This is a genomic window from Natrinema sp. SYSU A 869 (genome assembly GCF_019879105.1).
Taxonomy (GTDB): Archaea; Halobacteriota; Halobacteria; order Halobacteriales; family Natrialbaceae; genus Natrinema.
The window spans coordinates 720,009-744,151 of record NZ_CP082249.1; the positions used below are offsets into that span (position 1 = coordinate 720,009).

At 61.4% G+C, this 24,143-nt stretch carries 22 protein-coding genes, 1 tRNA gene and 1 pseudogene; 15 read left to right on the forward strand and 9 right to left on the reverse strand.

Annotation, left to right across the window (positions count from 1 at the left end):
• Positions 1–398 precede the first annotated feature (398 nt).
• The 4 genes from K6I40_RS11770 to K6I40_RS11780 all read left to right on the forward strand — a co-directional run bounded on the left by K6I40_RS11770 (position 399) and on the right by K6I40_RS11780 (position 4,783).
• Complete coding sequence (locus tag K6I40_RS11770; RefSeq protein ID WP_222919175.1) at positions 399–566, forward strand: hypothetical protein; 168 nt, start codon at positions 399–401, stop codon at positions 564–566.
• 230 nt (positions 567–796) lie between these two features.
• Positions 797–1,714 carry a hypothetical protein gene (locus K6I40_RS28395; RefSeq protein WP_255681989.1) on the forward strand — a complete coding sequence of 306 codons (918 nt, stop codon included), beginning with the start codon at positions 797–799 and terminating at the stop codon, positions 1,712–1,714.
• A gap of 185 nt (positions 1,715–1,899) precedes the next feature.
• The gene (locus K6I40_RS28400; protein ID WP_255681990.1) at positions 1,900–3,444 is read left to right on the forward strand and encodes an AAA family ATPase; all 1,545 of its coding nucleotides are present in this window, start codon (positions 1,900–1,902) and stop codon (positions 3,442–3,444) included.
• The gene (locus K6I40_RS11780) at positions 3,437–4,783 is read left to right on the forward strand and encodes a hypothetical protein (RefSeq protein ID WP_222919176.1); all 1,347 of its coding nucleotides are present in this window, start codon (positions 3,437–3,439) and stop codon (positions 4,781–4,783) included. Before K6I40_RS28400 ends, K6I40_RS11780 begins: the two co-directional genes overlap by 8 nt.
• 84 nt (positions 4,784–4,867) lie before the next feature.
• On the opposite strand, the gene mct is transcribed toward K6I40_RS11780, so the two are convergent.
• The gene (mct, locus tag K6I40_RS11785) at positions 4,868–6,040 is read right to left on the reverse strand and encodes a succinyl-CoA:mesaconate CoA-transferase (protein ID WP_222919177.1); all 1,173 of its coding nucleotides are present in this window, start codon (positions 6,038–6,040) and stop codon (positions 4,868–4,870) included.
• A gap of 164 nt (positions 6,041–6,204) precedes the next feature.
• Between mct and glmS the strand changes: the two genes are divergently transcribed.
• From glmS to K6I40_RS11815, 6 genes are all read left to right on the forward strand, one after another.
• Entirely contained in the window at positions 6,205–6,660 is a 456-nt protein-coding gene (gene glmS, locus K6I40_RS11790; RefSeq protein ID WP_222919178.1) for a methylaspartate mutase subunit S, read from the forward strand.
• Positions 6,661–6,668: 8 nt separating this feature from the next.
• A complete protein-coding gene (locus tag K6I40_RS11795) occupies positions 6,669–8,102 on the forward strand; it encodes a methylaspartate mutase subunit E (RefSeq protein WP_222919179.1) in 1,434 nt (477 codons plus the stop codon).
• Positions 8,103–9,380, forward strand: coding sequence for a methylaspartate ammonia-lyase (locus K6I40_RS11800; protein WP_222919180.1), 1,278 nt, complete (start codon positions 8,103–8,105; stop codon positions 9,378–9,380).
• Positions 9,373–10,491, forward strand: coding sequence for a 2-methylfumaryl-CoA hydratase (gene mch, locus K6I40_RS11805; RefSeq protein WP_222919181.1), 1,119 nt, complete (start codon positions 9,373–9,375; stop codon positions 10,489–10,491). Before K6I40_RS11800 ends, mch begins: the two co-directional genes overlap by 8 nt.
• Before the next feature lie 54 nt (positions 10,492–10,545).
• Complete coding sequence (gene citE, locus K6I40_RS11810; RefSeq protein ID WP_222919183.1) at positions 10,546–11,589, forward strand: L-malyl-CoA/beta-methylmalyl-CoA lyase; 1,044 nt, start codon at positions 10,546–10,548, stop codon at positions 11,587–11,589.
• A 394-nt stretch (positions 11,590–11,983) separates the two neighbouring features.
• Entirely contained in the window at positions 11,984–13,426 is a 1,443-nt protein-coding gene (locus K6I40_RS11815; protein ID WP_222919184.1) for an SLC13 family permease, read from the forward strand.
• 567 nt (positions 13,427–13,993) lie between these two features.
• On the opposite strand, the gene K6I40_RS11820 is transcribed toward K6I40_RS11815, so the two are convergent.
• A tRNA-Ser gene (locus tag K6I40_RS11820) sits at positions 13,994–14,077 on the reverse strand.
• A 41-nt stretch (positions 14,078–14,118) separates the two neighbouring features.
• Complete coding sequence (locus tag K6I40_RS11825; protein ID WP_222919185.1) at positions 14,119–14,859, reverse strand: hypothetical protein; 741 nt, start codon at positions 14,857–14,859, stop codon at positions 14,119–14,121.
• Between the two features lie 111 nt (positions 14,860–14,970).
• Between K6I40_RS11825 and K6I40_RS11830 the strand changes: the two genes are divergently transcribed.
• On the forward strand, positions 14,971–15,189 hold the full coding sequence (locus tag K6I40_RS11830) for a hypothetical protein (RefSeq protein ID WP_222919186.1): 219 nt from the start codon (positions 14,971–14,973) through the stop codon (positions 15,187–15,189).
• 24 nt (positions 15,190–15,213) lie between these two features.
• Here the strand turns inward: K6I40_RS11830 and K6I40_RS11835 are convergent, their stop codons facing one another.
• The 4 genes from K6I40_RS11835 to K6I40_RS11850 all read right to left on the reverse strand — a co-directional run bounded on the left by K6I40_RS11835 (position 15,214) and on the right by K6I40_RS11850 (position 18,608).
• Positions 15,214–15,816, reverse strand: a complete 603-nt coding sequence (locus K6I40_RS11835) for a uracil-DNA glycosylase (protein ID WP_222920352.1) — start codon at positions 15,814–15,816, stop codon at positions 15,214–15,216.
• A gap of 201 nt (positions 15,817–16,017) precedes the next feature.
• Positions 16,018–17,025: a helix-hairpin-helix domain-containing protein gene (locus K6I40_RS11840; RefSeq protein ID WP_222919187.1), complete on the reverse strand. Its 1,008-nt coding sequence runs from the start codon at positions 17,023–17,025 to the stop codon at positions 16,018–16,020.
• A gap of 225 nt (positions 17,026–17,250) precedes the next feature.
• Positions 17,251–17,535, reverse strand: coding sequence for a hypothetical protein (locus K6I40_RS11845; protein WP_222919188.1), 285 nt, complete (start codon positions 17,533–17,535; stop codon positions 17,251–17,253).
• Entirely contained in the window at positions 17,532–18,608 is a 1,077-nt protein-coding gene (locus K6I40_RS11850) for an Mrp/NBP35 family ATP-binding protein (RefSeq protein WP_222919189.1), read from the reverse strand. The genes K6I40_RS11845 and K6I40_RS11850 overlap by 4 nt, the downstream gene beginning before the upstream one ends.
• A gap of 184 nt (positions 18,609–18,792) precedes the next feature.
• Here K6I40_RS11850 and K6I40_RS11855 point away from each other — a divergent pair, with 184 nt between their 5' ends.
• Positions 18,793–19,842 carry a phosphatase PAP2 family protein gene (locus K6I40_RS11855; protein ID WP_222919190.1) on the forward strand — a complete coding sequence of 350 codons (1,050 nt, stop codon included), beginning with the start codon at positions 18,793–18,795 and terminating at the stop codon, positions 19,840–19,842.
• An 80-nt stretch (positions 19,843–19,922) separates the two neighbouring features.
• Here the strand turns inward: K6I40_RS11855 and K6I40_RS11860 are convergent, their stop codons facing one another.
• Positions 19,923–20,243, reverse strand: coding sequence for a hypothetical protein (locus K6I40_RS11860; RefSeq protein ID WP_222920353.1), 321 nt, complete (start codon positions 20,241–20,243; stop codon positions 19,923–19,925).
• 236 nt (positions 20,244–20,479) lie between these two features.
• On the opposite strand from K6I40_RS11860, the gene K6I40_RS11865 reads away from it, so the two are divergent.
• The 3 genes from K6I40_RS11865 to K6I40_RS11875 all read left to right on the forward strand — a co-directional run bounded on the left by K6I40_RS11865 (position 20,480) and on the right by K6I40_RS11875 (position 23,161).
• The gene (locus tag K6I40_RS11865) at positions 20,480–20,803 is read left to right on the forward strand and encodes a DUF5783 family protein (RefSeq protein WP_222919191.1); all 324 of its coding nucleotides are present in this window, start codon (positions 20,480–20,482) and stop codon (positions 20,801–20,803) included.
• An 81-nt stretch (positions 20,804–20,884) separates the two neighbouring features.
• Positions 20,885–21,736 (forward strand): translation initiation factor eIF-2B, encoded by an 852-nt coding sequence (locus tag K6I40_RS11870; RefSeq protein WP_222919192.1) that lies wholly within the window; start codon positions 20,885–20,887, stop codon positions 21,734–21,736.
• A 132-nt stretch (positions 21,737–21,868) separates the two neighbouring features.
• Positions 21,869–23,161 (forward strand): TIGR00341 family protein, encoded by a 1,293-nt coding sequence (locus K6I40_RS11875; protein ID WP_222919193.1) that lies wholly within the window; start codon positions 21,869–21,871, stop codon positions 23,159–23,161.
• A 13-nt stretch (positions 23,162–23,174) separates the two neighbouring features.
• On the opposite strand, the pseudogene K6I40_RS11880 reads toward K6I40_RS11875, so the two are convergent.
• A pseudogene (locus tag K6I40_RS11880) lies at positions 23,175–23,869 on the reverse strand (ThuA domain-containing protein).
• Positions 23,870–24,143: the final 274 nt, after the last annotated feature.

Consider the following 24,143-nt stretch of genomic DNA (forward strand, 5'->3'; position numbering starts at 1 on the left):
CAAATCCGACCGGAAGCCGTTCGAGATAGCGCCGCGAACCGAGCGACGAGGAACGCTGCGAACTGGGTATCAGTCCCATCGCGAGGATGGCCCCCGCTCGAGCGGCGGTGATTACGTACCGAGGCGGGATCGATCGCGTTCGTGCCGGTCTCTTTCACCAACTTTGCAGTAGATATAAGTCATAACAGCTAAACGAATAGACTGGAAGCCGATCTCCAGAAATGGGGCGTTATTGAAACGTCCCGGGTGGAACCAGCACCCGAGACTTGGCTTCCATCCGATGCGGACCGAAGCCATGATTGCGTACATTCTACCGGGATATAAACGTCCCGCACGATCATTGAATCGCCCGACACGACCAGTCTCGACGTTGCAACAGAGTACGAGCGGTGGCCGTGATGCGTAACGATCAGACAGCGAGTGACGACACTGACTCGTCGTCACCGCCCGACTGTCCGCGCTGTGGCGAGCGGGTCGCGTTCGTCACCGTCACCGGTCCCATGACGGCATCGGCCAGTCCCTGTGGCTGTACGGTCCCGCCAAATCTGGTCCAGCGCGAGGAGTAGCCCGGGGCTCGGACTCGAGCCCCGACGATCAACCGGCCGTTCGGCGGTGCCGATCGAAATCACCACCCTGCCGACATCGTTCGTCGGACGGTCGGTTCGGAATTGGGGCCTCGAGTACAGCTCTTTTGAAGGCTATTTTGACTCTAAGTGGTTTAATTTAAACGCTTAATACTGTGATGTCGTGACAGGGTTTATAGGTAGATACTGTCTCGATTTAGAAAATAATGGGAATGGGACAATCAACGGATGATGGGGCAAACGATGATCCACCGACTGTCTATCAGGTTCCGATAAAGACGGAAGACGACGAGCCAATTCGGACTAATTTCGAGCGAACTGTTGTTGAGGGAGTTCGCCGGGAACAACTCGAAGATCTCTGTGAAATCCCGCTTGAGCAGAAGATGCTCCGAGTATGGGGTAATCGAGAAGACAAACCAGCCGATACCGGTGATTATCTCTTATTTGCCGATCGGGATGGCCGCCATGGAGGCGACTATATGCTTCTTGCCCGTGTGGATTTTGCGACGATTCTAGACGAGGAGACTGCAGCGGCGTTTACGGATACAATTGGATGGGGAGAGGTGACGGATGTCTCGTATCCTCACGTACTGTTTCTCGACCCTGTGTACGAGACGACCCTCGATCAGGAGGACTTTTGGGAGACACTTGGCTTCCGAGGGTGGCCGAACGACACGTTCAGCGGCATCAACTTTGATCGCGCCGGGTCGACATTCTTCACAGAGTATACTTCGGTCGACGGGTTCATCGAAGAAATTCAGGGTAACAAGATCTATCCGATCGAATCGGCCGACGAATATGAGACTCTCGAGGCAGCGATAGCCGATGTCCGAACTCGACTCGAAGACTCCGCAACAGAAACGTCGTGGCTCAAAACCCGTCTCGGTGAGGTACTCGTCGCAGAGTGGTCGACCGCTCTCACTGGATTCAAACCGTCTGGTACCGTTTCCTCGAGTACTGCCGCTACGTTCGATCAACTGCGAGGAATCTACGAGTCGATTGAGCCCGAACTCGAGACCATTGCCGACGAACTCGGCGTGGGTTCTCACCTCTCGTTTTCACCAGCGAAGATGCTCTTTCTCTGCTGGGTACGCATTTTCAGGAGGAGATCGACGAAGGGGCTCCGTTGAGCCAACCGCGGCTGAACAGTATTCTCCGCGACACCTACACCGCGGCCGATGAGAAAACAACCTCAGTACTCCCGTTGGCAGATGGGGGACATTCAGTAGTCTCTCACATTCGGACGGAATCGCCGACTGTGTACAAGTTCACGGCTCCGTGTGACTATTGGCTAACGAGTATCGAATATAGCTCGGTGTCGTTCGGAGAAGAACATCGTGACCAGTGGGAAACCCTCTCGGAAGGCGACGTCGTTGTTCTCCATTCTCGTGCGGAGCCATCGGACGAGGCTCTCAGTCAACAGCCGAACGGCATACTCGGAGTCGGAATTCTCGGAAGTACGTTCGAGAAAGACGAACCGTGGTGGCGGGACGAACACGAACGTGGAGAGTCGTATCCGCTGATCGCGACGTTCGATCAGCTCTTCCTCACCGGTTCGATCGACGATATCGATACGCCTCGATCGATCACCGAAAAAACGCCATCGGAAATCGACCGAGAGTCCGCTGCACTGACCACGGATCTCCTCCCGATTACACGAGCCAACAGTATCTGTAACGATGTGGCTGATACCGAATTCCCGGTCCAGTCACTGCACGCGATCTTTCGAACTGACGACGGTGCAATCGATTACGAACGGCCAGTGGCGCTCATCGATGCGATTGCGGACGAATTGAAAGCAGTTCCGACGGTCAACGTTCACAAATCGTATCAAGGATCGATTCAGACCGACCCACTCGACGGTCTCTACTTTCCAGGCGATCAGGGAGAGCGGATTCTCGAGCAGATCACGACAGCCCTGCAATCCGGCAAACATGTCCTCCTGACTGGACCGCCAGGAACCGGGAAGACGGAGATCGCCCGTCGAGTCTGCACCTCACTTGCGAAAAGTCATCCATATCTCTACTCTGATTTCGAAATGACGACGGCGACTGCTGACTGGTCGACGTTCGATACGGTCGGCGGATACATGCCAAACGAATCCGAAACCAGCGGTGACGACCTTGCGTTCACACCGGGGATCGTCCTCAATCGCCTCAAAAACAACCAGACGGATGCTCAGTCGAACGAGTTACTCATCATCGATGAACTGAATCGTGCCGACATTGACAAAGCGTTCGGCCAGCTTTTCACAGTCCTCTCGGGGCAGTCGGTTCAGCTTCCGTATACGAAAAACGGCCGTGAGATCGAGGTGACGACGATCAACGACAGTTCCGGTTCCCTGGCAGACCACCAGTATCTCGTTCCGAATTCGTGGCGGATCTTCGCGACGATGAACACCTACGACAAGACATCGCTCTACGAGATGAGTTACGCGTTTATGCGTCGGTTCGCATTTATCCGCGTTCCTGCCCCTGAACTTCCCGAGGACCGAGCAGACGAAGAACAGTTAGAGGAGATGGTCTACGATTACGCGGATGCGTGGGGCCTCAATCTCAATCGCCCCGAAGCGATGGCTATCGGTCGCGTCTGGCGGGAGACGAACAACGCAGTGGAGGAACGGGCGATCGGTCCTGCGATCATCGAGGATATCCTCCGATACATCAATCAGCATCCCGAAGACGAACTCGAGTATCATCTCACGCAAGCAGTCATCAGCTACGTGTTCCCACAACTCGAGGGCGTTCCGAAGCGTCGAAAGATCGTTCAAGAGATAGCCGCTGTCGGAGAAATCGACGAAGCGCTGCTCGAACGTGCGGCACGAGAGATGCTTCAGGTGAGCGTTGTAGAGAATGAATAAGGACGAACTCCTCGATCAGCTTACCGAGGATATCCTCGCTTACGTGATGCGAGGGTCATTCCCGGAGCGCGAACTGGCGCAATCGATCAAACCGGACCAACTTGACGAACGGTTCGAGGAGTACGAACTGCTCCTTGATCTTCACTTCGTTCTCAAATCGGATGTCGTATCGTTCGTCAGAGAGCTTTCGAAACATCTGCGGAACATCCGTACGGAAACGCAAACGGTGTCACGGACACGGCGTGGTGCCGTTGACGGACGAATCAACTGGGGAGCGACCATCAAAAAACGCTATTCCGAACATCCCCGAGATAGGTCGGTCTTCGTCTGTGACAACCGGTCGATAGACTACGATATTCCCGAGAATATCGTCCTTAAACGGTTGATCTCGATCATTCACACGACGATCCGAGAGGCCGAGGAGTATCTCCGGGGCGAGTACGAGTGGGTTCAGGAGACTTGGAAAGGTAACGAGAACCTCATCGACGAGTTGCAACGAATCGTCGAGCGAAACGTCCACGTTCGTCGCATTCGCGACCCAGACACGTACGAGCCGACCGAGCGGATGCTCACGACTGCCGCTAACTCGCGACAGGAGGTATACCGCGAGGCTGCGTCCCTTCTCAAATCTCGAGAGCGGTTGTTCGAGGGAGACGCGGACGAAATCAGGGCGTTGCTCGAGGAAACGGCAATCGCACCTGATGATCAAGACTCGCTCTTCGAACTCTTCGTTCTCTTTCGGTTCGTCGCGACGCTCGAACGGCTACAAGAGAGTCAACCGGAATTCAAAACGATCGCAACGGGTCGACAAGAGGTGGCTCGATTCGATGGTGACAAGGAAATTGCACTCTATCACGATAACTCCGCGTCTGATCGGAATCTATCGTTCGTTGCAGTTCCCGATGAAGAGCAGGAGCAACTCTCACGGACCGACGAAGTTCAGCTCACGGCACAAGATATCGCGAGCGATTACTTCGACCGAGAATTTCGAAATCACACAGGTCGCCCCGACGTAATCGTCCTCGAGATTATCTCTGAATCCGAGGATCAGCACGAGTATCTGATTGTAGAAGTGAAAAACAGTACCAACACGGACACGATCCGCCGCGGAATCAAGGAAACGCTGGAATATCTCGCGTTTCTCCGGGTCAATGAGGATTACGTCTTCGGTCGTGATGATGAGAATTACTTCGGGTCTGGCTGGAACGGACTTCTAGTCGTTCAGGATCTCAACGACGAGACCGCTTCGTTCGAGGCGCAATCCGACAATCCAGTCACGATCCTCCAAGCAGCAGAGTTAGAAAAGCAGTTAGCCGCCATGTTACGCGAAATTCTATAGACTCACTTGAAGTTCTGGATCAGTCTGTTCGACGGAGTGTACCGTCGTCGAACGCGAACGGTAGTGAATGCGAAAATGTAGCTCTCAGTCGTCGGCCGTCGTCTCTGCTTCCTCGTCCAGAATCTCCTCGCGGTGTTCATCCAGCAGCGGCGCGCGACCGCGGGGCTTCGGTTCGGTCTCGCTCATCTTGATCGGGTTGCCCGCGATCTCGACGTCTCTGTCGGCACCGGGCTGTTCGACCGGCACGAGCATGTCCCGGGCGCGGACGTGGTCGTCTTCGAAGATCTCTTCGGTGGTCTGGACGGGCGCGGCTGGGACCCGGCCCTCGAGGCTTCCGACGAGTTCGTCGTTCGTCAACTCGATCGCCCAGTCGGCCAGTTCCTCGCGAAGCGCCGCGCGGTTCTCGAGGCGCTCTGCAGTTGTGGGGTACGACTCGGCGAGGTCCTCGCGGTCCATCACGGCACAGAGTTCGGCCCAGTGGTTGTTGTTGAACGCGGCGATGACGGCGTAGCCGTCGGCGGTCTCGAAGGCGTTGTAGGGAAACAGCGTCGGGTGGGAGTTGCCCCGGCGGGTGGGAGCCTCGCCGGTGTAGGACTGCTGGTAGACGGCTCGTTCGGTGAAGCTGAGCATCGAGTCGTACATGGCGGTGTCGACGTACTGGCCCTCACCGGTCTGTTCGCGGTGGTTGACCGCTGCCAGAATCCCGATGCAGTTCAGCGTCGCGGTGAAGAGGTCGCCGACGCCGGGGCCGGTCTTGGTCGGCGGGCCGTCGGGCTGGCCGGTGGTCTCCATGACGCCGCCGAGTGCCTGCGCGATGAGGTCGAAGGAGGGCTGGCCCTGCCGATCTGTTTCACCCGTTCGCGGATCGCCGAAGCCCCGAATCGAGGAGTAGATGATCTCCGGATTGTACTCTGTAAGCGTCTCGTAGCCTAGATCGTACTTCTCCATCGTCCCCGAGCGGTAGTTCTCGACGACGATGTCGGCCTCCTCGACCAGTGAGAGGAAGTCCGCGCGGTCCTCGTCGTCGCCGAGGTTTAGCTCGATGCTGCGCTTACCGCGGTTGACGCTCTGGAAGTAGCCGCCGTAGGCTTCCGCCTCGGGGTCGTCGACGAACGGCGGGTTCGACCGGATCATGTCGCCGCCCGGCCGCTCGATTTTGACCACGTCTGCGCCCATGTCCGCGAGCAACATCGTGCAATACGGCCCAGCCAGCACCTGGGTCAGATCCAGCACGCGAAGGTTCGAGAGTGCACCCATGTGTGTACGACTTCCTTCCTAAACCATTCCCAAAACCTTTACTATTGATTATGTAGTTTGTCTCTAAATACCACACTCCGTGTGAACATCCACCATATGGACGCTGTTAGGGTGTTTAAGGAGTATTATCATGGAAGATCATTAGGTTTATACCCCAGTCCATCATGGTTCTGGATACGATGTCCCAAACGGTCGTCCTCGGCGTGATCGGCTCGGATGCCCACGTCGTTGGCATCACAATCTTAGAGCAAGCCTTCAGCGCAGCCGGCTTTGATGTCGTGAACCTCGGCGTTCAGACCTCCCAGGAGGAGTTCGCCGAGGCCGCGGTAGCCCACGATGCGAGCGCTGTACTGGTCTCGTCGCTCTACGGCCATGCCGAGCAGGACTGCCAGGGATTCCACAGCGTCCTCGAGGACGCGGGCGTCGACGCGGTCAGCTATATCGGCGGCAACCTCGCCGTCGGCCAGGACGACTTCGAGCAGACCCGGCAGACGTTCCGGGAGCTCGGGTTCGACCGCGTCTTCGATTCCGAAACCGATCCCGAGGACGCGATCGCCGCGCTCCGTGAGGATCTCCGGATCTCACCGACGGAGTCGGAACGGGCGACTATCAGTTCGTAGATGCCCAGATGATACGAGACGAACGCATTCCATCCGACGAGCTACGGCGTATCGACGAGGAAATTCGGTCGAATTGGCCGACAGGCGCGGACGTCGACTTCGAGGACGCCATCGAGTACCACGAGTCGCTGCCGGACCACAAGCGATTCGCGGACGTCCTCGAGTCGGCCGACAAGCCTCTCCTCCAGCCCCGAGCCGGCGTGCCGCGGCTCGACGATCAGATCGAACTCTCACAGTACCTTCTTGAGGAGGGGAAGGCGGATCTCATTCCGACCACTATCGACTCGTACACGCGCGATAACGAGTACGAGAAGGCCCAGCAGGGGCTGGACAAAGCCCTCGAGACGGGCGACGATACCTTGAACGGCTTCCCGGCCGTCAACCACGGGGTCGACGGCTGCCGGGAACTGATCGACACGGTCGACGCGCCGATCGAGGTCCGTCACGGCACGCCGGACGCTCGGCTGCTCGCGGCGATCACCTTCGCCGGCGGCTTCCAGAGCTTCGAGGGCGGGCCGATCTCCTACAACATCCCGTACACGAAACGTCACGGACTCGAGGAGACCATCGAAAAGTGGCAGTTCGTCGACCGCCTCGCGGGGGCCTACACCGAACGCGGTGTGCGAATCAACCGCGAGCCGTTCGGCCCGCTGACCGGGACGCTCGTCCCGCCGTCGATCGCGATCGCGATCATGATCGTCGAGGGGAAACTCGCCGCGACCCAGGGCGTTCGCTCGATCACGCTCGGCTACGGCCAGGTCGGCAACATCGTGCAGGACGTCGCCGCGCTGAACGCGCTCAAGAAGTTGGGCAACGAGTATCTGCCCGACGAGGTCGTCGTCACCACCGTCTTCCACGAGTGGATGGGCGGCTTCCCGCCGGACGAGGCGCGGGCCAACGGCGTCATCAGCCTCGGTGGCATGACCGCCGCCATCGCCCAGCCGGACAAGGTCATCACCAAGTCGCCCCAGGAGTTCCAGGGGGTGCCGACCATGGAGGCCAACTCGGCTGGTCTGCGCACGACGCGGCAGGTCATCGACATGGCCATCGAACAGCAGATCGACATCGATGGCATCGAGGAGGAACAGGACCTCATCGAGCGCGAGACCCGGTGTCTGATGGACACCATCTTCGAGCACGGCGACGGCGACGTCGTTCAGGGGACGCTCAAGGCCTTCGATTCGGGCGCACTCGACGTTCCGTTCGCACCCAGCGACAGCGCGGCAGGTGCTGTCTTGCCCGCACGGGACGACGACGGTCGCGTCCGCATCTTCGAGTGGGCCAACCTCGAGATGGACGACGACATCAAGGAAATTCACAAGGCTCGACTCTCGCAACGTGCCACGACTGAGGGCCGCGACCAGTCGTTCCGGATGGTCGCGGACGACGTCGACGCGATCAGCGACGGCAAACTCATCGGCCGACCACAGGGTGACGTCTAAATGGAAATTACAGGAATACACGCCACGCCCGGCTACTCCGGGTTCTTCTTCGACGACCAGCGCGCGATCAAGCAGGGAGCAGAGCACGATGGCTTCACCTACGAGGGCGAGCCCGTCACCGACGGTTTCGACGAGATTCGCCAGGCCGGCGAGACGATCATCGTCGACGTCGAACTCGCCGACAGTACCGTGGTGCGCGGCGATTGCGCCGCGGTCCAGTACTCCGGTGCCGGCGGGCGCGACCCGCTGTTTCAGGCCGAGGCGTACGCCCCCGTCATCGAGGGCCCCGTCGCCGACGAACTCGAGGGACGGGATGCCACCGACTTCCTCACCAACGCGGAACTGCTCGAGGAGATGGAGGTGGACGGCGACCGGCTCCACACAGCGATCCGGTACGGCGTTTCGCAGGCGCTACTGGCCGCCGCCGCAGAAGCCGAGAACACGACGCGCACGGACGTGATGGCCGACGCGCTCGGCACCGAGCCCGCGACGGAGCCGGTGCCCGTCTTCGGGCAGTCCGGCGACGACCGCTACAATAATACGGAAAAGATGTTCGTCAAGGGCGTCCCCGTCCTGCCTCACGCGCTCATCAACAGCGTCGAGAAGATCGGCGCAAATGGCGAGACGCTGCTCGAGTACGTCGAGTGGCTCACCGAACGATCCCAAGAACTGGGCCCTGACGGCTACGAGCCCTGGTTCCACATCGATGTCTACGGAATGATTGGGGAAATCTTCGGCGCACCCTACGACCGCGACGAAGTAGTCGACTACTTCGCCGCGCTCGAGGAAGCCGCAGCCCCCTACTCGGTCCAGATCGAGGGGCCGATGGACGTCGGAGACCGTGCGGATCAGATCGATGCGATGGTCGAACTCCGCGAGGGGCTCGCCGCGGCGGGCGTCGACGTCGACATCGTGGCCGACGAGTGGTGTAACACCTTCGCGGACGTGCGGGCGTTCGTCGACGCCGAAGCGGCGGACCTCGTGCAGGTCAAGACGCCCGACCTCGGCGGCGTCCACCGCAGCGGACAGGCGGTCCGCTACTGCGAGGGGACCGGAACCCGCGCCTACCTCGGCGGCACCTGCAACGAGACCGAAACCTCCGCGCGGGCCTGCGCTCACGTCGCGCTCGCGACTGACGCCGCACAGGTGCTTGCAAAGCCCGGGATGGGCTTCGACGAGGGATACATGATCGTCGAAAACGAGATGCGGCGGACGATCGCCCGACGGGAGCGGGACCGCAAGCAGACCGAGACTGACGAGGTGACTGGAGATGACTGATTGGACCGATCCGGACACGTTCGCACGGGCGCTTGAGCAAGTCGAAACCAAGGAAAAGGGTAACTGCTTCGAGGATTTCGAGGAGGGTGACCTCATCGAACACGATCCCGGACTCACCCTCACGGAGTGGGGGAACGAGTCCTGGATGAGCCAGACCTTGAACCACGACCCGGCCTACTGGCGAAGCGACGCCGCCGCGGAACGTGGGTTCGACGAACCGCCGATCCACCCGGACTATCTGACCGCAGCCACCCTCGGGATCACCGTCGAGGATCTGAGCGAGAAGGGCGGCTACTTCCTCGGGCGGACCGATGTCCGGTTCCCCGAATCGCCCGTCTACGCGGGCACCGAACTCCATGTCGAGAGCGAGGTCGTCAACACGGCTACCTCGAGTTCCCGACCCGAGTACGGTATCGTCTCCTGGCGAACCCGCGGCACGGACGCCGAAACCGGCGATGTGCTGTGTTCCTACGAGCGGACAAACATGATTCCGCGGCGTGAACCCGTGGCGACGGATGGTGGTGGGGGTGGCACTGCAGCCGCCGAAGAGGACGGTGACGACGGTCCCGACCTCCCTGACGAGTTCATCGCTCCTGACGGCGGCTACTACGAGGACTTCGTCGATGCGCTCGAGCAGGCCGCGGATGAGAACGCCGCCGTCGCCTACCGGCACGAGCGCGGTCGCACGCAAGACGACGTGACCGTCGCTTCGCTACCGTTGGCGACGCTCAACACGGCCAAACAGCACCACAACGTCGACGTGATGGCCGACTCGCCGTCGGGAGACATCGTCACTTACGGCGATGTGACTCGCTCGACGGCGCTGGGTCACGCCCGCTCCGACGAGGAGACCTGGCGCGAGGTCGGCTTCGACGACGAATCCTTCCACACGTTCGTCGCGGTTGGCGACACCGTCTACGCCTTCACGCGCGTGCTCGAGGCCGAAGACAGCGTCGAGGAACCCTCGACTGACTCTCGGACATCGTCCGAGAACGACGCCTCGAGCGACGAGGCGGGGACAGTCACCTTCGAGCACATCGCGTTCAATCAGGACGACGAACCCGTCTATTCGGGGACGCGAACCGCGGAGATTCGAAAGCGTTCTAAATAACACGATCGAACATTACAAACGACCGCAGACAATCACGAACCCAGATACGAACACATGACTGACGACATTCGACTCTGCCGTACGTTCCAGACTGCACCGGCCGCCGTCCCGAAAGACGACTCGGCGAAGTATCTCACCTCCGCGCTCGAGGCGGAGGGGTTCCAGGCCCCCGACTGGCTCGTCCCCGACATGGAAGACGGGACGGCACCGGACATGAAAGCCGAGGGCCTCGAGAACACTATCGAGAAGGTTCCCCAGTACGATTTCCCCGGCGAAATCTGGCCCCGCGTCGAGTGGAGCTATGAGGACGAGGAATATTGCGAGAAGGGCCGCAATCAGATCGACCGCCTCGTCGGCGAACTCGGCGACGAGATCGATGGCGTCGTCGTCCCCAAGGTCGGTCGCCTCGCGGACGTCCAGCGCGCCGCCGAGGTCGTCGCCGAAGCAGAAGCCGAACACGGCTACGACGACGGCTCGATCGGCCTCTCGATCATCATCGAGACCGGTCGCGCTCGCTCGGATCTCCGCGAAATCTCCAAGTTCGGTGAGGACTCCCGACTCACCGCGCTCGTCTTCGGGCCCGTCGACTACGCTGCCGAACTCGGCGGCCGCGACCTCGGCGACGGCATGCCCCGCTGGGACGGCCTGCTCGAGGCCCTCTCAAACGAAGCCAGCGCGGGCGGCCTGCTCTCGATCGGCGGTCCCTTCGACGACCTGTTCAAGGAACGCGCCGGTCTGACCTACTACAACGCCGACGAGTACGCTGATCAGGTCGAACACGAAGCTCAACTGGGACTCGACGGCTCCTGGTCGCTGTACCCCAAACAGACCGTCCAGGCCAACACCGTCCACATGCCCACTCCCGAGGAACTCGAGCGCGACGTCCACAAGATCGAGCGCTTCAACGAGGCCAAACGCAAGGGCACCGGCGCAGTCACTATCGACGGCCAGATGGTCGACGAGGCCACCTTCAAGAACTTCCGAAACACGGTCCAACAGGTCCGCGCGATCGACGACATCCGACCCGCACAGACCGAGGACTACTACGACGCGGCCCTGCTCTCTCGAGCACGCGACCTCGAGCTATCATATCGCTGAAGGCTCGAGGCCGTACCGGTTCGGTTGACTGACTGATTTCGGTTTCGGCCCTGGTGAATCGCCGGACGGCGTTCGACTTTTTCACTCATCGAGCGGAAGGCCAGGCCGTCCAACGTTCACAGATAGTGCTGGATGTTCTTATATAAAATATATTGATATATCAGGGGCTATATCTTCGCCGGTCGAAAGTTCGTATCGACCTGGATGATCGGTGGAACTCGAGTCCGGCACGACGGTTCGAGACGGGCGTCTTGGGCGTCATACTCCGACAAGAGCGCGTTCTCGCCTCATACTCATTCTGACTACTGATTGTCATCCACCATTGACAAACGACCAACAATAATTTACTATGATCGTAAATACTAATAATGGGAGATGGTTGAGTACGACTCACATGGCGTATGTGCCGCTACAGGCGGTGGAGTTCTCGCATAGTCCATTAATCACGTTTATCATTGGCCTTATTGCAGTCATCGCGTTGCTGGTGTGGCTCGATCTTCCGGCGTTTGTCGGGCTGATCATGGCTGCGTTCACCGTCGGCGTCGTCAACACGGTCTTCGTCCCCGACTTCGGAGCAGCGGACGCCGGGTCTCGAGTCGCGGCCGCGTTCGGTGACAACATGGCCGGGATCGGTATTCCGATCCTGATGGCCGCAGTCATCGGCAAATCGATGCTCGAAAGCGGGGCGGCCCAGCGGATCGTTCGGGGCTTCCAGAACGTTCTCGGAGAGTCCAACTCGGACATCTCTCTGCTGGGGAGCAGTACCTTCCTCGCCGTCCCCGTCTTCTTCGACAGCGTCTTCTACCTCATGGCACCCCTCGCGCGTTCGATGCGAGCCCGTGTGGGTCGAGATTATACCCTGTTCCTCGTCGTCGTCGGGGCCGGTGCAGCGACCACGCACGTCTTCGTCCCCCCAACGCCGGGACCGCTTGCCGTCGCAGCGGAGATCGACACGGATCTGGGAATGACGATCGCCATCGGAATCGCTACTGCGATCCCAGCGGCGATCCTCGCTGGCCTCGTCTATGGCCGATGGATCAACGCCAGGCTCGATATCCCGCTTCGTGACACCATGTCGACGACGACCGAAGAACTCGAGGATGTCGCCGACAAACCGACGAGCACCCTGCCGGGCATGCTCGAGGCCTCGGCACCGATTATTCTGGCTGTCGTCCTCATCGCGTCGCTGACCATCGTCGAGGGATTCGGGGACGTCTTGCCGTCGCTCGAAGCGATTCGACCGATCACCGCCTTCCTCGGGGACAAGAACGTCGCACTTACGGTCGCCGCCCTCGCCGCGGCGTACTCCTTCAGGCGACACAACGACCTCTCCCGTAGCGAGTGGGCCGACGAGCTTACGGAGGCGCTGAAAAGCGGTGGGAACATCGCTGCCATCACCGCCGCCGGTGGTGCCTTCGGTGCTCTCCTTGCGGCCTCGGGGATCGGTGACTATCTCGCAGGAGCCCTCGAGGGCGTCGGTATCGGCCTGCTGGTCACCGCCTGGCTCATCGCCGCGATCGTTCGCATCGCGCAGGGATCGGCGACGGCCGCGATGCTGACGGCCGCCGGTATCATGGCCCCGCTCACTAGCCAACTCGGCGTCCACCCCGCCTACCTCGTGATGGTGATCGGTGCGGGTGCCAACATCTTCTCGTGGTACAACGACTCCGGCTTCTGGCTGGTAAAGGAGATCGGCGGCCTAACGCAGGCCGAGACACTCCAGACGTGGACTGTCTTGACGACGATCATCTCCATCTCGGGGCTGCTAACGACCCTAATCTTCTCGACGCTCTTCCCCTACCCGATCGAGCAACTCGGAGCGGTTCTTCCGCTTTAACGCTCTCTTTTCACTATTTAGTGCTCAGTGTCTCGTCTCAGCTTCCCAAGCCGTCCGGACTGATCGACCACCGCGATGGCGCGCGCTGTTGGCCGGCTGAGCGAAAGCGAAGCCGGCCGACAACAGTGTGTGAGGTCTTCGCGAGTAGCACGAGCGAATGGCTCGGAAGACGCACCGCGTCTTCCGGTGGATGAGTGAGCGAGCATAGCGAGCGAACGTTAGCGCGGAACCGGAGGTTCCGCGAACCATGCGAACGGCGGCAGAGCCGCCGTGAGCAGAAATCGGTTGGGGAGGGCGTGGCGATTCCTTGTTGCCACGATAGCAGGCTAGCGATTTCGATCACGGTATCAGATCTTGTCTGATCTGTTCTTCCCGTTGCTATTCGAATGTTATCAAAAACCGTGAGAAGTAGTACGGATGGCCTCGCTGTCGCTCATGGAACTGTTCGCAATAGCAACGGTGGGGATGGGATCTGAACCACCTGAACGTTGGTCGCGGTGCTCCCTCGTTCCGTAGTTCAAATCCCACCGTTTCCGCTTCGCTCCTCACGTCCGTTCGTCACAGAAGCGGTGGGGATGGGATTTGAACCCATGAGGCTTGACAGCCACCTGCTCTCAAGGCAGGCGCGTTGGGCCGCTCTGCCACCCCACCTCACCTGTACGTTCTCCGCACGTTCAAAAAGGGTTGTCGGTCTATTCGCGCTCGAGTGCACCATCGGTTCCGACAGTAATCCCCAACTCATCTACGAGTACAGCCGTCGCCTCGGCTCCCGGCCGTTCGGCCGCCTGCCGGGCCTCGAGCCCGGCGACAGTCGCTCGTAGCCCGGCCGGCGTCGCCACGGTGGGAAGCATGGGCGCGAAGCCGACGCTGAGGCCGGCATCCGCCGCTCGGCTGGCGAGCGTCGAGAGTTCTGGCATCGCGTACGCGTCCGTGAAATCGATCGGCTCCGCAAAGCCCGCGAAATAGGTGCTCCCCTCAGTAGACGGACCCAGCACGACCTCGTGACGCCGGAGCGACATCGCCGCCCCGTCGATTTGCGTTCGATCGACCAGCGGAACCGTCGGCTCGAGCACCCCCACGCTCTGGGCATCCTCTCGCTCGAGCAGGTGCGTGACGGTGTTGCCCACGCGAGCGGCGCGGCTCGAGCCGACCTGCCGTTCGAAGCGAACGTCCGTCTCGTCGCCGAGTGCGTCGAGGGCGAGCGCCCGAACCTCGGCTTCGGGGTCGCCGTCCGCGTACGCGTCGGGGAGCGTCTCCGCGTCGCGGTAGTTGAGCAGGAGGTCGCCACCACTCGAGGCGACGGCCCAGCAGACGTCGGCGACGGCGGCCTCGTAGAGCGACACGGCCTCGGCTTCGGTCAGCGGTGATCCGTCGGCGAGCGACGAGAGGACGAGCCCGTCTCGCGGCGGATCGACCGGAACGACGACGATCATACCTATGCTCCGAGCGCGCGGTCCTTGAACGCGGCGCTTCCGGGGGTCGAGCGGCCGAACGTCGATGCAGAATGAAGATGAATTATAACGGTGTAACGTCTCCGGTTCAGTATGGACCAACGGTCAATCGCCGGACTGCTTGCGATGCTCGTGATCGCCGCGCTGGCGGTCCTCGGCGTGTACGGATTCAGCACTGGGTATCTGGTCAACTCCCCGGGAGACTTCTTCGCCCCGACGATCGGCGTGCTCGCCGTCGCGGTCCTCGCCGTCGGGGCGTTAATCGCCTCGGGCGTCGGCTCGAAACGCTGGCGCGAGAACCCGTACTGGTAACCGCTTGCGGTCAGCGCCGAGTCCTTACCGCTCCTGCCGTCCCTTCGTCTGCCGATAGTCCGACGCCATCAGTTCCGCAAACGCCTCGAGCCACGCCTGCGTCTGGTCGTCCGTCTGCTCCCGCGGGTCGATCATGGGAACGAGTTCGAACCCGCGGCCCCGAATCCGCGTCGCATGGTCGTCGGGGAGCACGAGGTCATCGACCGGCGTCGTCGTGTACTCGACGCCGAGTTCGGTCAGCGCGCGCTCGCCGATGGGGACGAGAATTTCGGGGTTGATCATCCGGATCTCGGCGCTGAGATAGGGCTCGCAGTTGCCAATCTCCTCGTCGGACGGCCGCCGGTCGGGGTCGCGACAGCGCGTGAGATTCGTCAGGTAGACGTTCTCGAGGGCGGGCTCCCCGGCCGGCGAGGTCACGTCACAGAGGCCGAGGCGCTCGAGCATCCGTCGCAGCCCGCCGTCGCCGTCGCTGCCGCCCGCGCCGGCAAAGGGGACGCCGGTCTCGTCCGCCCGCGCCGTCGGTCGCTCGCCGACGAACAGGAAGTCCGCACCGACATCGCCGTAGCCGTGGACGACCTGCGTGCGTGTCTCACAGAGCGCCGGACAGTTCCGACACTCCTCGTCCATACCGTAGGGGTTCGCTCGAGACCGTTGATTCGCGTCCACACTCGCATCTCGAGGGGCAGACGCAAAAGCGACGCGCCCGAGCCGGCTCCGCTCGAACGTCGGTCGACACCTGTCCGCCTCGAGACGGCGGTAATGCTGGCAAGGAACGTCCGGCAAAAAGCGCAGTATCGCCGTTTCAGGGCCGATCTACCGGCGGTGTGTTCACTTCTTGGACTGGGCAGCCTCGATCCAGTCGCTCGCTCGGTCGTCCGAGATTTCCGCCACCTCGGCGACGATATCCGCGTGTGCATCGGCGAGATCGGCAACGGTCTCGATGCCCGCATCGGCGAGTCGATCGGCATACGTCTGGCCGACGCCCTCGAGGGTCTGGAGGTTCTGCTGTACCGCGTCGACTTCCTGTTCGGTCGCCGTTTCGATCGCACTCGTCGTTTCGTCGGCGATATCTTCGGTCGCTTCGGCGGCCTCACCAACCAGGTCTTGTGCGCCTCGCTGGGTCGTTTCGGCGACCGCTTCAGTCTGTCTCTGGGACGTCCGGACAGCGGATTCGGTCCGTTTCTGGGCCGTTTTTGCCATGTCTTCAGTTTGCTGTTGGACGGTTTCAGCCGCGTCTTCGGCGCGGCGGACGCCTTCGACGGTCTGCTGTTCGGTCTCTCGCTGTGCTTCGAGCATCGATTCGGTCGAGTCCACGAGCAGCTGTCGTTGCTGATCGGTTAGCTCGTCGACCGCATCGATAAACTCCGCTTCGAACTCGTTCCAGGCTTCGCTCTGGGTTTGTTCGAACTCCCCAAATTGCTCGTCGACGGTCGACCGGACGTCGAATCCGTTCCCGTCAAGCGCCGACTCGAGAGCATCGAACTGAGCATGAAGGAGCTGCTGAAACAGATCCGTCGACTGTTCGAACTGTTCGTTTAGCATGTGTTGGGTTTGTGCCGCCCCGTCCTCGAACTGTTCGTCGACCGTCGACCGAATATCATACTCGTCCTCGTCGAGTGCCGACTCGAACGCATCGAATTGTGCGTCGAGGAACTCGCGGACGAGTTCGGTTCCCTGCCGCTGAGCGCTTCGCTGGGCCGCGAATCCGTTCCGAAGGAACGTCTCGGTGGCGTTCTCCTGGAGCTCGAGGCCTTGCTCGAACAGTTTTCGGCTCTGCGTGATCGACTGGCGTTGCAACTCGAACGTCGCTTCGATGGGGGTCGTCGCGTCAGTCATGGTTTCTGAGAGCAGTGACGAGCGTCGTTGAGTCCCGTCGCCGCCAATCAGACGAACAGTGACTAGTGGGATATATCCTGACCCTAAATGGTTTTAGATGGTCTCTGATACCACTCTACGGTTCGGCGGTGTCGCAGATCAGAGAGGCAACTCGAGGACCGTGAACACAGACGGGGACGTTCGATTGGACCGACGAGTGCCGGAACCGGGGATACCGATGCCGGTTCAGCGATCGAGGCCGCCGCGCTCGGTGACCTCGAGAATGAACTTCACGTTGCGGACGATTTCCTCGGGCGAGGTGTCTTCGTCCTCGTCGTAGAGGTCGCTGGTCCGATACAGGATGTTCGCGAGCTGTTTGCTCTCGCTGGTGTCTCCGCGGACGTCGTCAGCGATCTCGCGGAGGCGTTCGACGCGTTCGGGGTCCGGATCGAATCCGGTAGCAGGTTCAGTGCCATCGTCCGCTTCGGTCCCGTTCTCCTCCCCGTTTCCGCCGTTACCGCCGGTACTCATCGATCGGGAGAAGCGGCCTCGCTGCGTCGGCTCTGGGAGATTCCCTGCCGGTGGACGATCCCGGTATTGTTGGCGACGTTCTCGGTGATCGTTCGCAGGGCGTCGCTGGTGCCATCATTATCTTTGAGGACCGTCGGCTTGCCGCCGTCGCCGCCCTCGCGGACGGCCGGATCGAGCGGGATCGAGCCGAGGAACGGGAGTTCGTGTTCCTCGGCAAAGTCTTCGCCGCCACCGGAGCCGAAGATGTCGTGTTCACCGCCGCAGTCGGGGCAGGCAAAGGTTGACATGTTCTCGGCGATGCCCAGCACGACGGTGTCGTGTTTGGCGAACATCTCGAGGCCCTTGCGAGCGTCGTCCAGCGCGACGTCCTGGGGTGTCGTGACGATGACCGCGCCGGTGACGGGCATGGTCTGGAGCATCGTCAGCTGGGTGTCGCCGGTGCCCGGCGGGAGGTCAACGACGAGGTAGTCCAGATGCCCCCACTCGACGTCCTCAGTCAACTGGGTGATGACCTTGTGGACCATCGGACCGCGCCAGATGACGGGGTCGTCCTCGCCGGTGAGGAAGGCCATGCTCATGAGCTTCACGCCGTACTTCTCGGGCGGAACGAGCGTCTCGTCCTCGGTGGCCATCGGCGGCTCGTCGGCGTCGACCATCCGCGGGACGTTCGGTCCGTAGACGTCGGCGTCGAACAGGCCGACCCGGGCCCCGAGTTGCGAGAGGCCAGCGGCGAGGTTGACCGCGACGGTCGACTTGCCGACGCCACCCTTCCCGGAGGCGACGGCGATAACATTCTTGACGTTCGGGAGGACCTGTTCCTCGCTGGTGAGATCGTCGCGATCGGGCACGCTCGCGGTCAGATCCGCCTCGAGGCCCTCATCGGTGAGTACCTCGCGGACCTCGGCAGCGATGTTGCTCTCGCTCGGCGAGTAGGGGGCACCCAAGGCGAGATCGATCTCGACTTGGTCGCCGTCAACGGTGATGTCGTTGACGAGTCCGAGCGAAACGATATCGTCGCCGAGTTCCGGATCTTCGACCGTCCGGAGGCGGTCGCGAACGGCGGCTTCGTCCATGTTACTAGCTACTTCCGGGCGTCGAAAAGGGTTGTGTTCGCATACGGTGTCGTGTCTTCCACAATCGTCCCTGCTACTGTGCCCGATACGTACGACACGGGTTGACCACTAGCGCTTGATTCACGCTGTCTCGTCCGTTGTCAAATGAAACCCATTTATTATGACTCGTCTGATACGACGTGATATGTCCCGCGGGATTGGTGAATTCGGCCCGGTCCAAGACATGGTTCCGGAGTGGGCTGCGGTCCTCGTCGCGCTTGCGACGCAGTTAGGCGATGTCTGGTTCCTCAGTCTGCTGGTCGGCATCATTTACTGGGTGTATACGACAAAACGCGAGGATGCCGCCGTAATAATGGGTTGTACCTTCGCTGGACTCGCGCTCGTTAGCGCACTCAAACACGTATTTGCGTTACCACGTCCCGGGCAACCGTTAGTACCGATCGAGACGCTGCCGTGGGTGATTCAACCCCTCTATGAATCCACTGCGATGGCCAGCGGCTACGGGTTCCCAAGCGGCCATGCGTTGATGACGACGATCGTTTACGGTAGCCTGGCACATCGTCTCTCGATTAGCACCCGTCGCCGTCGATTTGTCAGCGCGGGACTCGTCATCGCTGCAGTGTGTTTTTCGCGCGTCGCACTCGGCGTCCATTACCTCGTCGACGTGACCGCTGGGGTCGCCATCGGGGCGGCATTTCTGTTCGGTGTAGAGCGGCTGCTGACTCGCTTTCCGTCCGATCACGGAACGATCGCGTTCGGACTCGCAATCATCATCAGTGCGATCAACCTCGTCGTTGGTACCGTCGATGCCGGTGACGTCTCGTTACTCGGCGCGGCCCTCGGGACGTTCGGAGGCTGGCAACTCGTCGTTCTCGGCCAGCGTCTCTTCGCGATCAAACGGCCGTCGAACGCGGTTCGACCGCTCGTCTGGAGGGGTGCGCTCGCAGCCGGAGCGGTTGCCCCGTTGATTATTGCGTTGGACGAGTTTCGGCTGCTTTCGCTTCCCGCGCGCGGCGGGGCCTTCGGACTCGTCCTCGCGCTGTTCATCACCGCCCCGGTCTTGAGACACTCCGAGCGTGCTACCCGCTTCCGGACGGCACTCGTCTTCTGGGCGACGATGGCGATCCATGGGCTTCAGTACCTGCTCTCCCCAGATCCGTGGCGACGTGCGATAGCGCTCAGCCGTCGGTACAGTGTGCGAGTTCACCGATGGATTCGCGTGCGCCTCGGATAATTTCCCTCGAGTCATATTCCGGACTCCCTCGAGAATATCCCGTCTGAAACACCACTGCAGACGGTGTGGTCGGCCGGTCCTCATTCCTTGAAGTCGAACCGCGGCCCACCGTACGTCGGCGGATCGGGCTCGAGTTCCACCCCCTGCTTGTAGCGCACGAAGTTCAGATAGAAGGGACGGCCACAGCCGTCGATGGACTCCCCCTCGAGGTCGGTGACGGTCCCGTCTTCGCCACAGAGAAACTCGATCCCGTCGGCCGCCTCGAACTCCTCGTCCGGGTCAGCATACTCCCACCCCGGCTGGGGAACTTTGGTCACGGACCGGTCGGCGAGGTCCGGTTGGCGCTCGACACTCACGACGGCTCCACAGTGTGGACAGGTGTACCGGACGGTGACGGTCATCGGCGGGGTTAGGGCCGGGACGGAGGTGACAATTACGGTCGATCTGGCTTCGGCCATGATACCCGGCCGACCCATATTCTATTTCTACTACTGCGATACACACCAAAGAAACAGTGATAGCACTACGATCCGTCTTGCACGCGAAACGAGAGTAGGCGAGATGCAGGGAACCCGTCGGCTCCGTCGATTCGCACCGGTCCCGAACCGTTTACTCGATGGCCACTCGACGAACGACCATGACCGAATTCGACCCCGAGAAATTCGAGGAGAAGTACGTCTATTACTTCGAGGAACTCGAGGAGGCGTACTCCGCGGCCTACCAGCAGTTACACGGCCAGTACGATTCGGAAGTGCTCCGGGCCATCGACCGACAGGTCTTGAGCGAGAGCGAACCGTTTTATGAAGGCGACGGCGAGTTTCGCGTCGAACTCCCCGAAAATCCGCGGGAACGAGTGGGGGCAGTAGCCAACCACGAGCAGTTCGAACCCGTCCTCGAGGTGTTCGTCGACCGAATCGAGGCCGAGTTACGGCGGCTTTTCGAATTCGACGAGAACGCATGAGAGCGATCCGGTGACGGCTACGCGGTGGGATGGCTGAGAGCACCCGGAACACCTTTTGCGCTGACCGAAAACCATCAGAGTATGATCGACGAGACGGCCGAGGAAATCCGTGAGATGCAGACACATAGTTCCTCGGTGGTCGCGGTCCACGCGACCCAGGCCCTCGAGGAACTGGTCGAGCGGGAGTTCGCGACCGTCGAGGAGTACACACGCGCCCTCGAGCGCAACGGCTCCGTCCTGCGGCGGGCGAACCCGTCCCACGCCTCGCTGCAGAACGCCGTTCGGGAGGTCGTCGACGACGTGACCGACGCCGATCCCGACAGCGTCGAGGCGGCGCGACGGCTCACCAGCGAGAAGATCGACGAGGTCGTCTCGCGGATCGAGTCCGGCAAGCGGCTGGCGGCCGAAAACGCCGCGGAAATCCTCGAAGACGGCGCGACGCTGCTGACCCACGACTACTCTTCGACGGTGATCCAAGCGCTCGAGCAGGCAACCGAGGCCGGCAAGACGTTCGATGTCTACGTCACCGAAGCGCGGCCGCGGTATATCGGGCGCAAGACCGCTCGAACCCTCGCTGAACTCGAGGGCGTCGACACGACGCTGATCACCGATAGCGCACACGGAATCTCCCTCGAGGAGTGCGATCGGGTCGTCGTCGGTATGGACTGTATCGTCGACGAGACGCTGTACAACCGCGTCGGCACCTTTCCGATCGCGGCAACGGCCGCTCAGCGAGACGTGCCGGTCACCGTCCTCGGGTCGGCCTCGAAGATCATCACCGAGGGGTTCGTCTTCGAGAACGAGTACCGGCCAGGCAGCGAGGTATTGCCCGAGCCCGCCGACGGGTTCGGCGTCAAGAATCCCGTCTACGACGCGACGCCGGTCGAGTTGCTCGAGAGCGTCATCACGGACGAGGGACGGAAACCGTTCTGACTGATCGATCGGTCCCCGACCCCCGACGATATCGCTCGAGGTGGTAATCGGACTCCGTCCGAACGGTCGCGAATTTGAGACAGTCGGGCACGGGTGGCAACGGCCTATCCACGTCGCTGCCGTATCGGTCGTATGCGTCTCGTACAGGTGTTCGTTCCCCGAGATGAACTAGACCTCGTCATCGAGACAGCAGAGGAAGCCGGCGTCGACTACACCGTCTCTCGGGACACGGACCGCGGCGAGTTCGAGGCACTCGTTTCGATTCCTGTCCCGCCGCCGGCCGTCGAACCACTGTTGGCAAACCTTCGAGCTGCAGGTCTCGACGAGCGATCGTACACGGTCGTCACGGCCGCGGAAACGATCGTCTCGAAGCGAACCGACGAGTTGACCGGCCGGTTTTCGGGAACCAGAATCTCCCGCGAGGAACTCCGGGCTCGAGCGGCCGATCTCGCACCGGCAGCGTCGACCTATTTCGGCCTGCTGATCGTGAGTACGGCGATCGCGACGGCCGGGTTGTTGCTCGACTCGGCGGCAACGATCATCGGTGCAATGGTCGTCGCCCCACTGATGGGACCGGCGCTGGCGGCCAGCGTGGGGGTGATCGTCGATGACGAGTCGCTCGCAACGCGCGGTGTCACGTTACAGGTAATCGGACTCGCGGCCGCCGTCCTGACGGCAGCGGTGATGGGCTGGGCGCTCAGGGGGACCGTGTTACTCCCACCGGGGTTCGAGATCACGACGGTCCCGCAGATTCGCGAGCGGATCACGCCTAACTTTCTCGCCCTGTTTCTCGCGCTGGGCTCCGGCGTCGCTGCGGTCATCAGCCTCACTCGCAACGTCGGATCGGTGCTCGTCGGCGTCGCGATCGCCGTCGCGCTCGTTCCGCCCGCAGCCACCGCCGGCCTCGGGATCGCCTGGGGAGATCCGACGGTCGTTCTCACCGCGGGCACGCTCGTCCTCGTTAATATGCTCTCGATCAATCTCACCGCGTTGCTCCTGTTATGGCTGTCCGGCTATCGGCCGGAACGAACGGAGACCGTCGAACGCGTTTACGGTCGGCTCCGCTCGCGCGTCGCGGTGCTCCTCGTCGCGATTATCGTCCTTTCAGTCGTTCTCGGCGGCGTCACCTACGGCACGTACCGCACTGCCGCGGTCGAACACGACGTCACAACCGAACTCGAGACGATGAGCGAGGCGGAACTCGCGGCCGGCTCCGAACTGCAGTTCCGGGAGACCGCGATCGACTACGAACTCATCGACGTCTACACCGGTGGACAGCCGATAGTCACCGTTCACGTCGACCGACCACCCGGTGAGGGGCTCCCGGACGACTTCGCCGACGACGTGCGCGAACGCCTCGAGTCGGCGGCCGGCATCGATCTCGAGGTGATCGTCGAACTGGCGACGACCCTCCGGAGCGGTTGAATCTGGCGAGCCGTTACTCCCGCTTTCCGAACGTCCGCGGCGAGCCCTTGGTCGGCGCGGCCCAGTCGACCGCGTTGCGAAGTACCCGCCGAATCGCCTCGTTCTCGTAGATCGGATACGTTTCGTGGCCTGGTCGGAAGTAGAAGATTCGACCCTTTCCACGCCGGTAACAGCAGCCACTGCGGAACACCTCACCGCCCTCGAACCAACTGACGAACACCTGGCGATCGGGTTCGGGCACGTCGAACGGCTCGCCGTACATCTCCGTCTCGGGGAGTTCGATGGATTCGTCAAGCCCATCGGCGATCGGGTGGCCGGGATCGACGACCCAGAGTCGTTCGGTCTCGCCGTCTTCACGATACTGGAGGCTACAGGACGTCCCCATGAGCCGCTTGAATATCTTCGCATAGTGACTCGAGTGAAGCGGAATCAGTCCCATTCCCTCGAGGACGTGCTCGCGAACTCGGTCGACGACCTCGTCTCGCACCTCGTCGTGGGCCTCGTGGCCCACCACAGCAGGACGTCCGTCGACGCGAGGACGTCCTCAGTGAGTCCGTGCTCCGGCTCCTCGAGCGTCGCGGTCCGGACCGCGTGGTCATCGTTGAGCGCGTCAGCGAGGGTCTCGTGGATGCCGTCCGGGTAGACGGCCGCGACCGCATCGTCCTCGCGTTCGTGGCGGAACTCGTTCCAGATCGTGACGTCGACCATAGCGGATTCCTCCTCCCTCCGTCGTCTTATACTGTCGGCCGGAACGGGCTGATTCATTGCGATCGGTCCGACCGATCAGTCACTGGCCTTCGGTCAGCGGTATCGCTCGAGCAATTCGGTGAGGAACCTGCGTCAGTCGAATACTAGATTTTATCGATATACTCGAACCACGCCGTGGTAACAGTACTGTAATACGTGAAATACAGATTGATCGAACAGATTAATCGGTCACAACCCTTATTTTGATCGCCGACTGCCTCTTTCTATGGAACGG

Coding starts and splice junctions, on each gene's coding strand:
- K6I40_RS11770 (WP_222919175.1), top strand. CDS start 399: ATGCGTAACGATCAGACAGCGAGTGACGACACTGACTCGTCGTCACCG.
- K6I40_RS28395 (WP_255681989.1), top strand. CDS start 797: ATGGGACAATCAACGGATGATGGGGCAAACGATGATCCACCGACTGTC.
- K6I40_RS11780 (WP_222919176.1), top strand. CDS start 3,437: ATGAATAAGGACGAACTCCTCGATCAGCTTACCGAGGATATCCTCGCT.
- mct (WP_222919177.1), bottom strand. CDS start 6,040: ATGGGTGCACTCTCGAACCTTCGCGTGCTGGATCTGACCCAGGTGCTG.
- glmS (WP_222919178.1), top strand. CDS start 6,205: ATGGTTCTGGATACGATGTCCCAAACGGTCGTCCTCGGCGTGATCGGC.
- K6I40_RS11795 (WP_222919179.1), top strand. CDS start 6,669: ATGATACGAGACGAACGCATTCCATCCGACGAGCTACGGCGTATCGAC.
- K6I40_RS11800 (WP_222919180.1), top strand. CDS start 8,103: ATGGAAATTACAGGAATACACGCCACGCCCGGCTACTCCGGGTTCTTC.
- mch (WP_222919181.1), top strand. CDS start 9,373: ATGACTGATTGGACCGATCCGGACACGTTCGCACGGGCGCTTGAGCAA.
- citE (WP_222919183.1), top strand. CDS start 10,546: ATGACTGACGACATTCGACTCTGCCGTACGTTCCAGACTGCACCGGCC.
- K6I40_RS11815 (WP_222919184.1), top strand. CDS start 11,984: ATGGCGTATGTGCCGCTACAGGCGGTGGAGTTCTCGCATAGTCCATTA.
- K6I40_RS11825 (WP_222919185.1), bottom strand. CDS start 14,859: ATGATCGTCGTCGTTCCGGTCGATCCGCCGCGAGACGGGCTCGTCCTC.
- K6I40_RS11830 (WP_222919186.1), top strand. CDS start 14,971: ATGGACCAACGGTCAATCGCCGGACTGCTTGCGATGCTCGTGATCGCC.
- K6I40_RS11835 (WP_222920352.1), bottom strand. CDS start 15,816: ATGGACGAGGAGTGTCGGAACTGTCCGGCGCTCTGTGAGACACGCACG.
- K6I40_RS11840 (WP_222919187.1), bottom strand. CDS start 17,025: ATGACTGACGCGACGACCCCCATCGAAGCGACGTTCGAGTTGCAACGC.
- K6I40_RS11845 (WP_222919188.1), bottom strand. CDS start 17,535: ATGAGTACCGGCGGTAACGGCGGAAACGGGGAGGAGAACGGGACCGAA.
- K6I40_RS11850 (WP_222919189.1), bottom strand. CDS start 18,608: ATGGACGAAGCCGCCGTTCGCGACCGCCTCCGGACGGTCGAAGATCCG.
- K6I40_RS11855 (WP_222919190.1), top strand. CDS start 18,793: ATGTCCCGCGGGATTGGTGAATTCGGCCCGGTCCAAGACATGGTTCCG.
- K6I40_RS11860 (WP_222920353.1), bottom strand. CDS start 20,243: ATGACCGTCACCGTCCGGTACACCTGTCCACACTGTGGAGCCGTCGTG.
- K6I40_RS11865 (WP_222919191.1), top strand. CDS start 20,480: ATGACCGAATTCGACCCCGAGAAATTCGAGGAGAAGTACGTCTATTAC.
- K6I40_RS11870 (WP_222919192.1), top strand. CDS start 20,885: ATGATCGACGAGACGGCCGAGGAAATCCGTGAGATGCAGACACATAGT.
- K6I40_RS11875 (WP_222919193.1), top strand. CDS start 21,869: ATGCGTCTCGTACAGGTGTTCGTTCCCCGAGATGAACTAGACCTCGTC.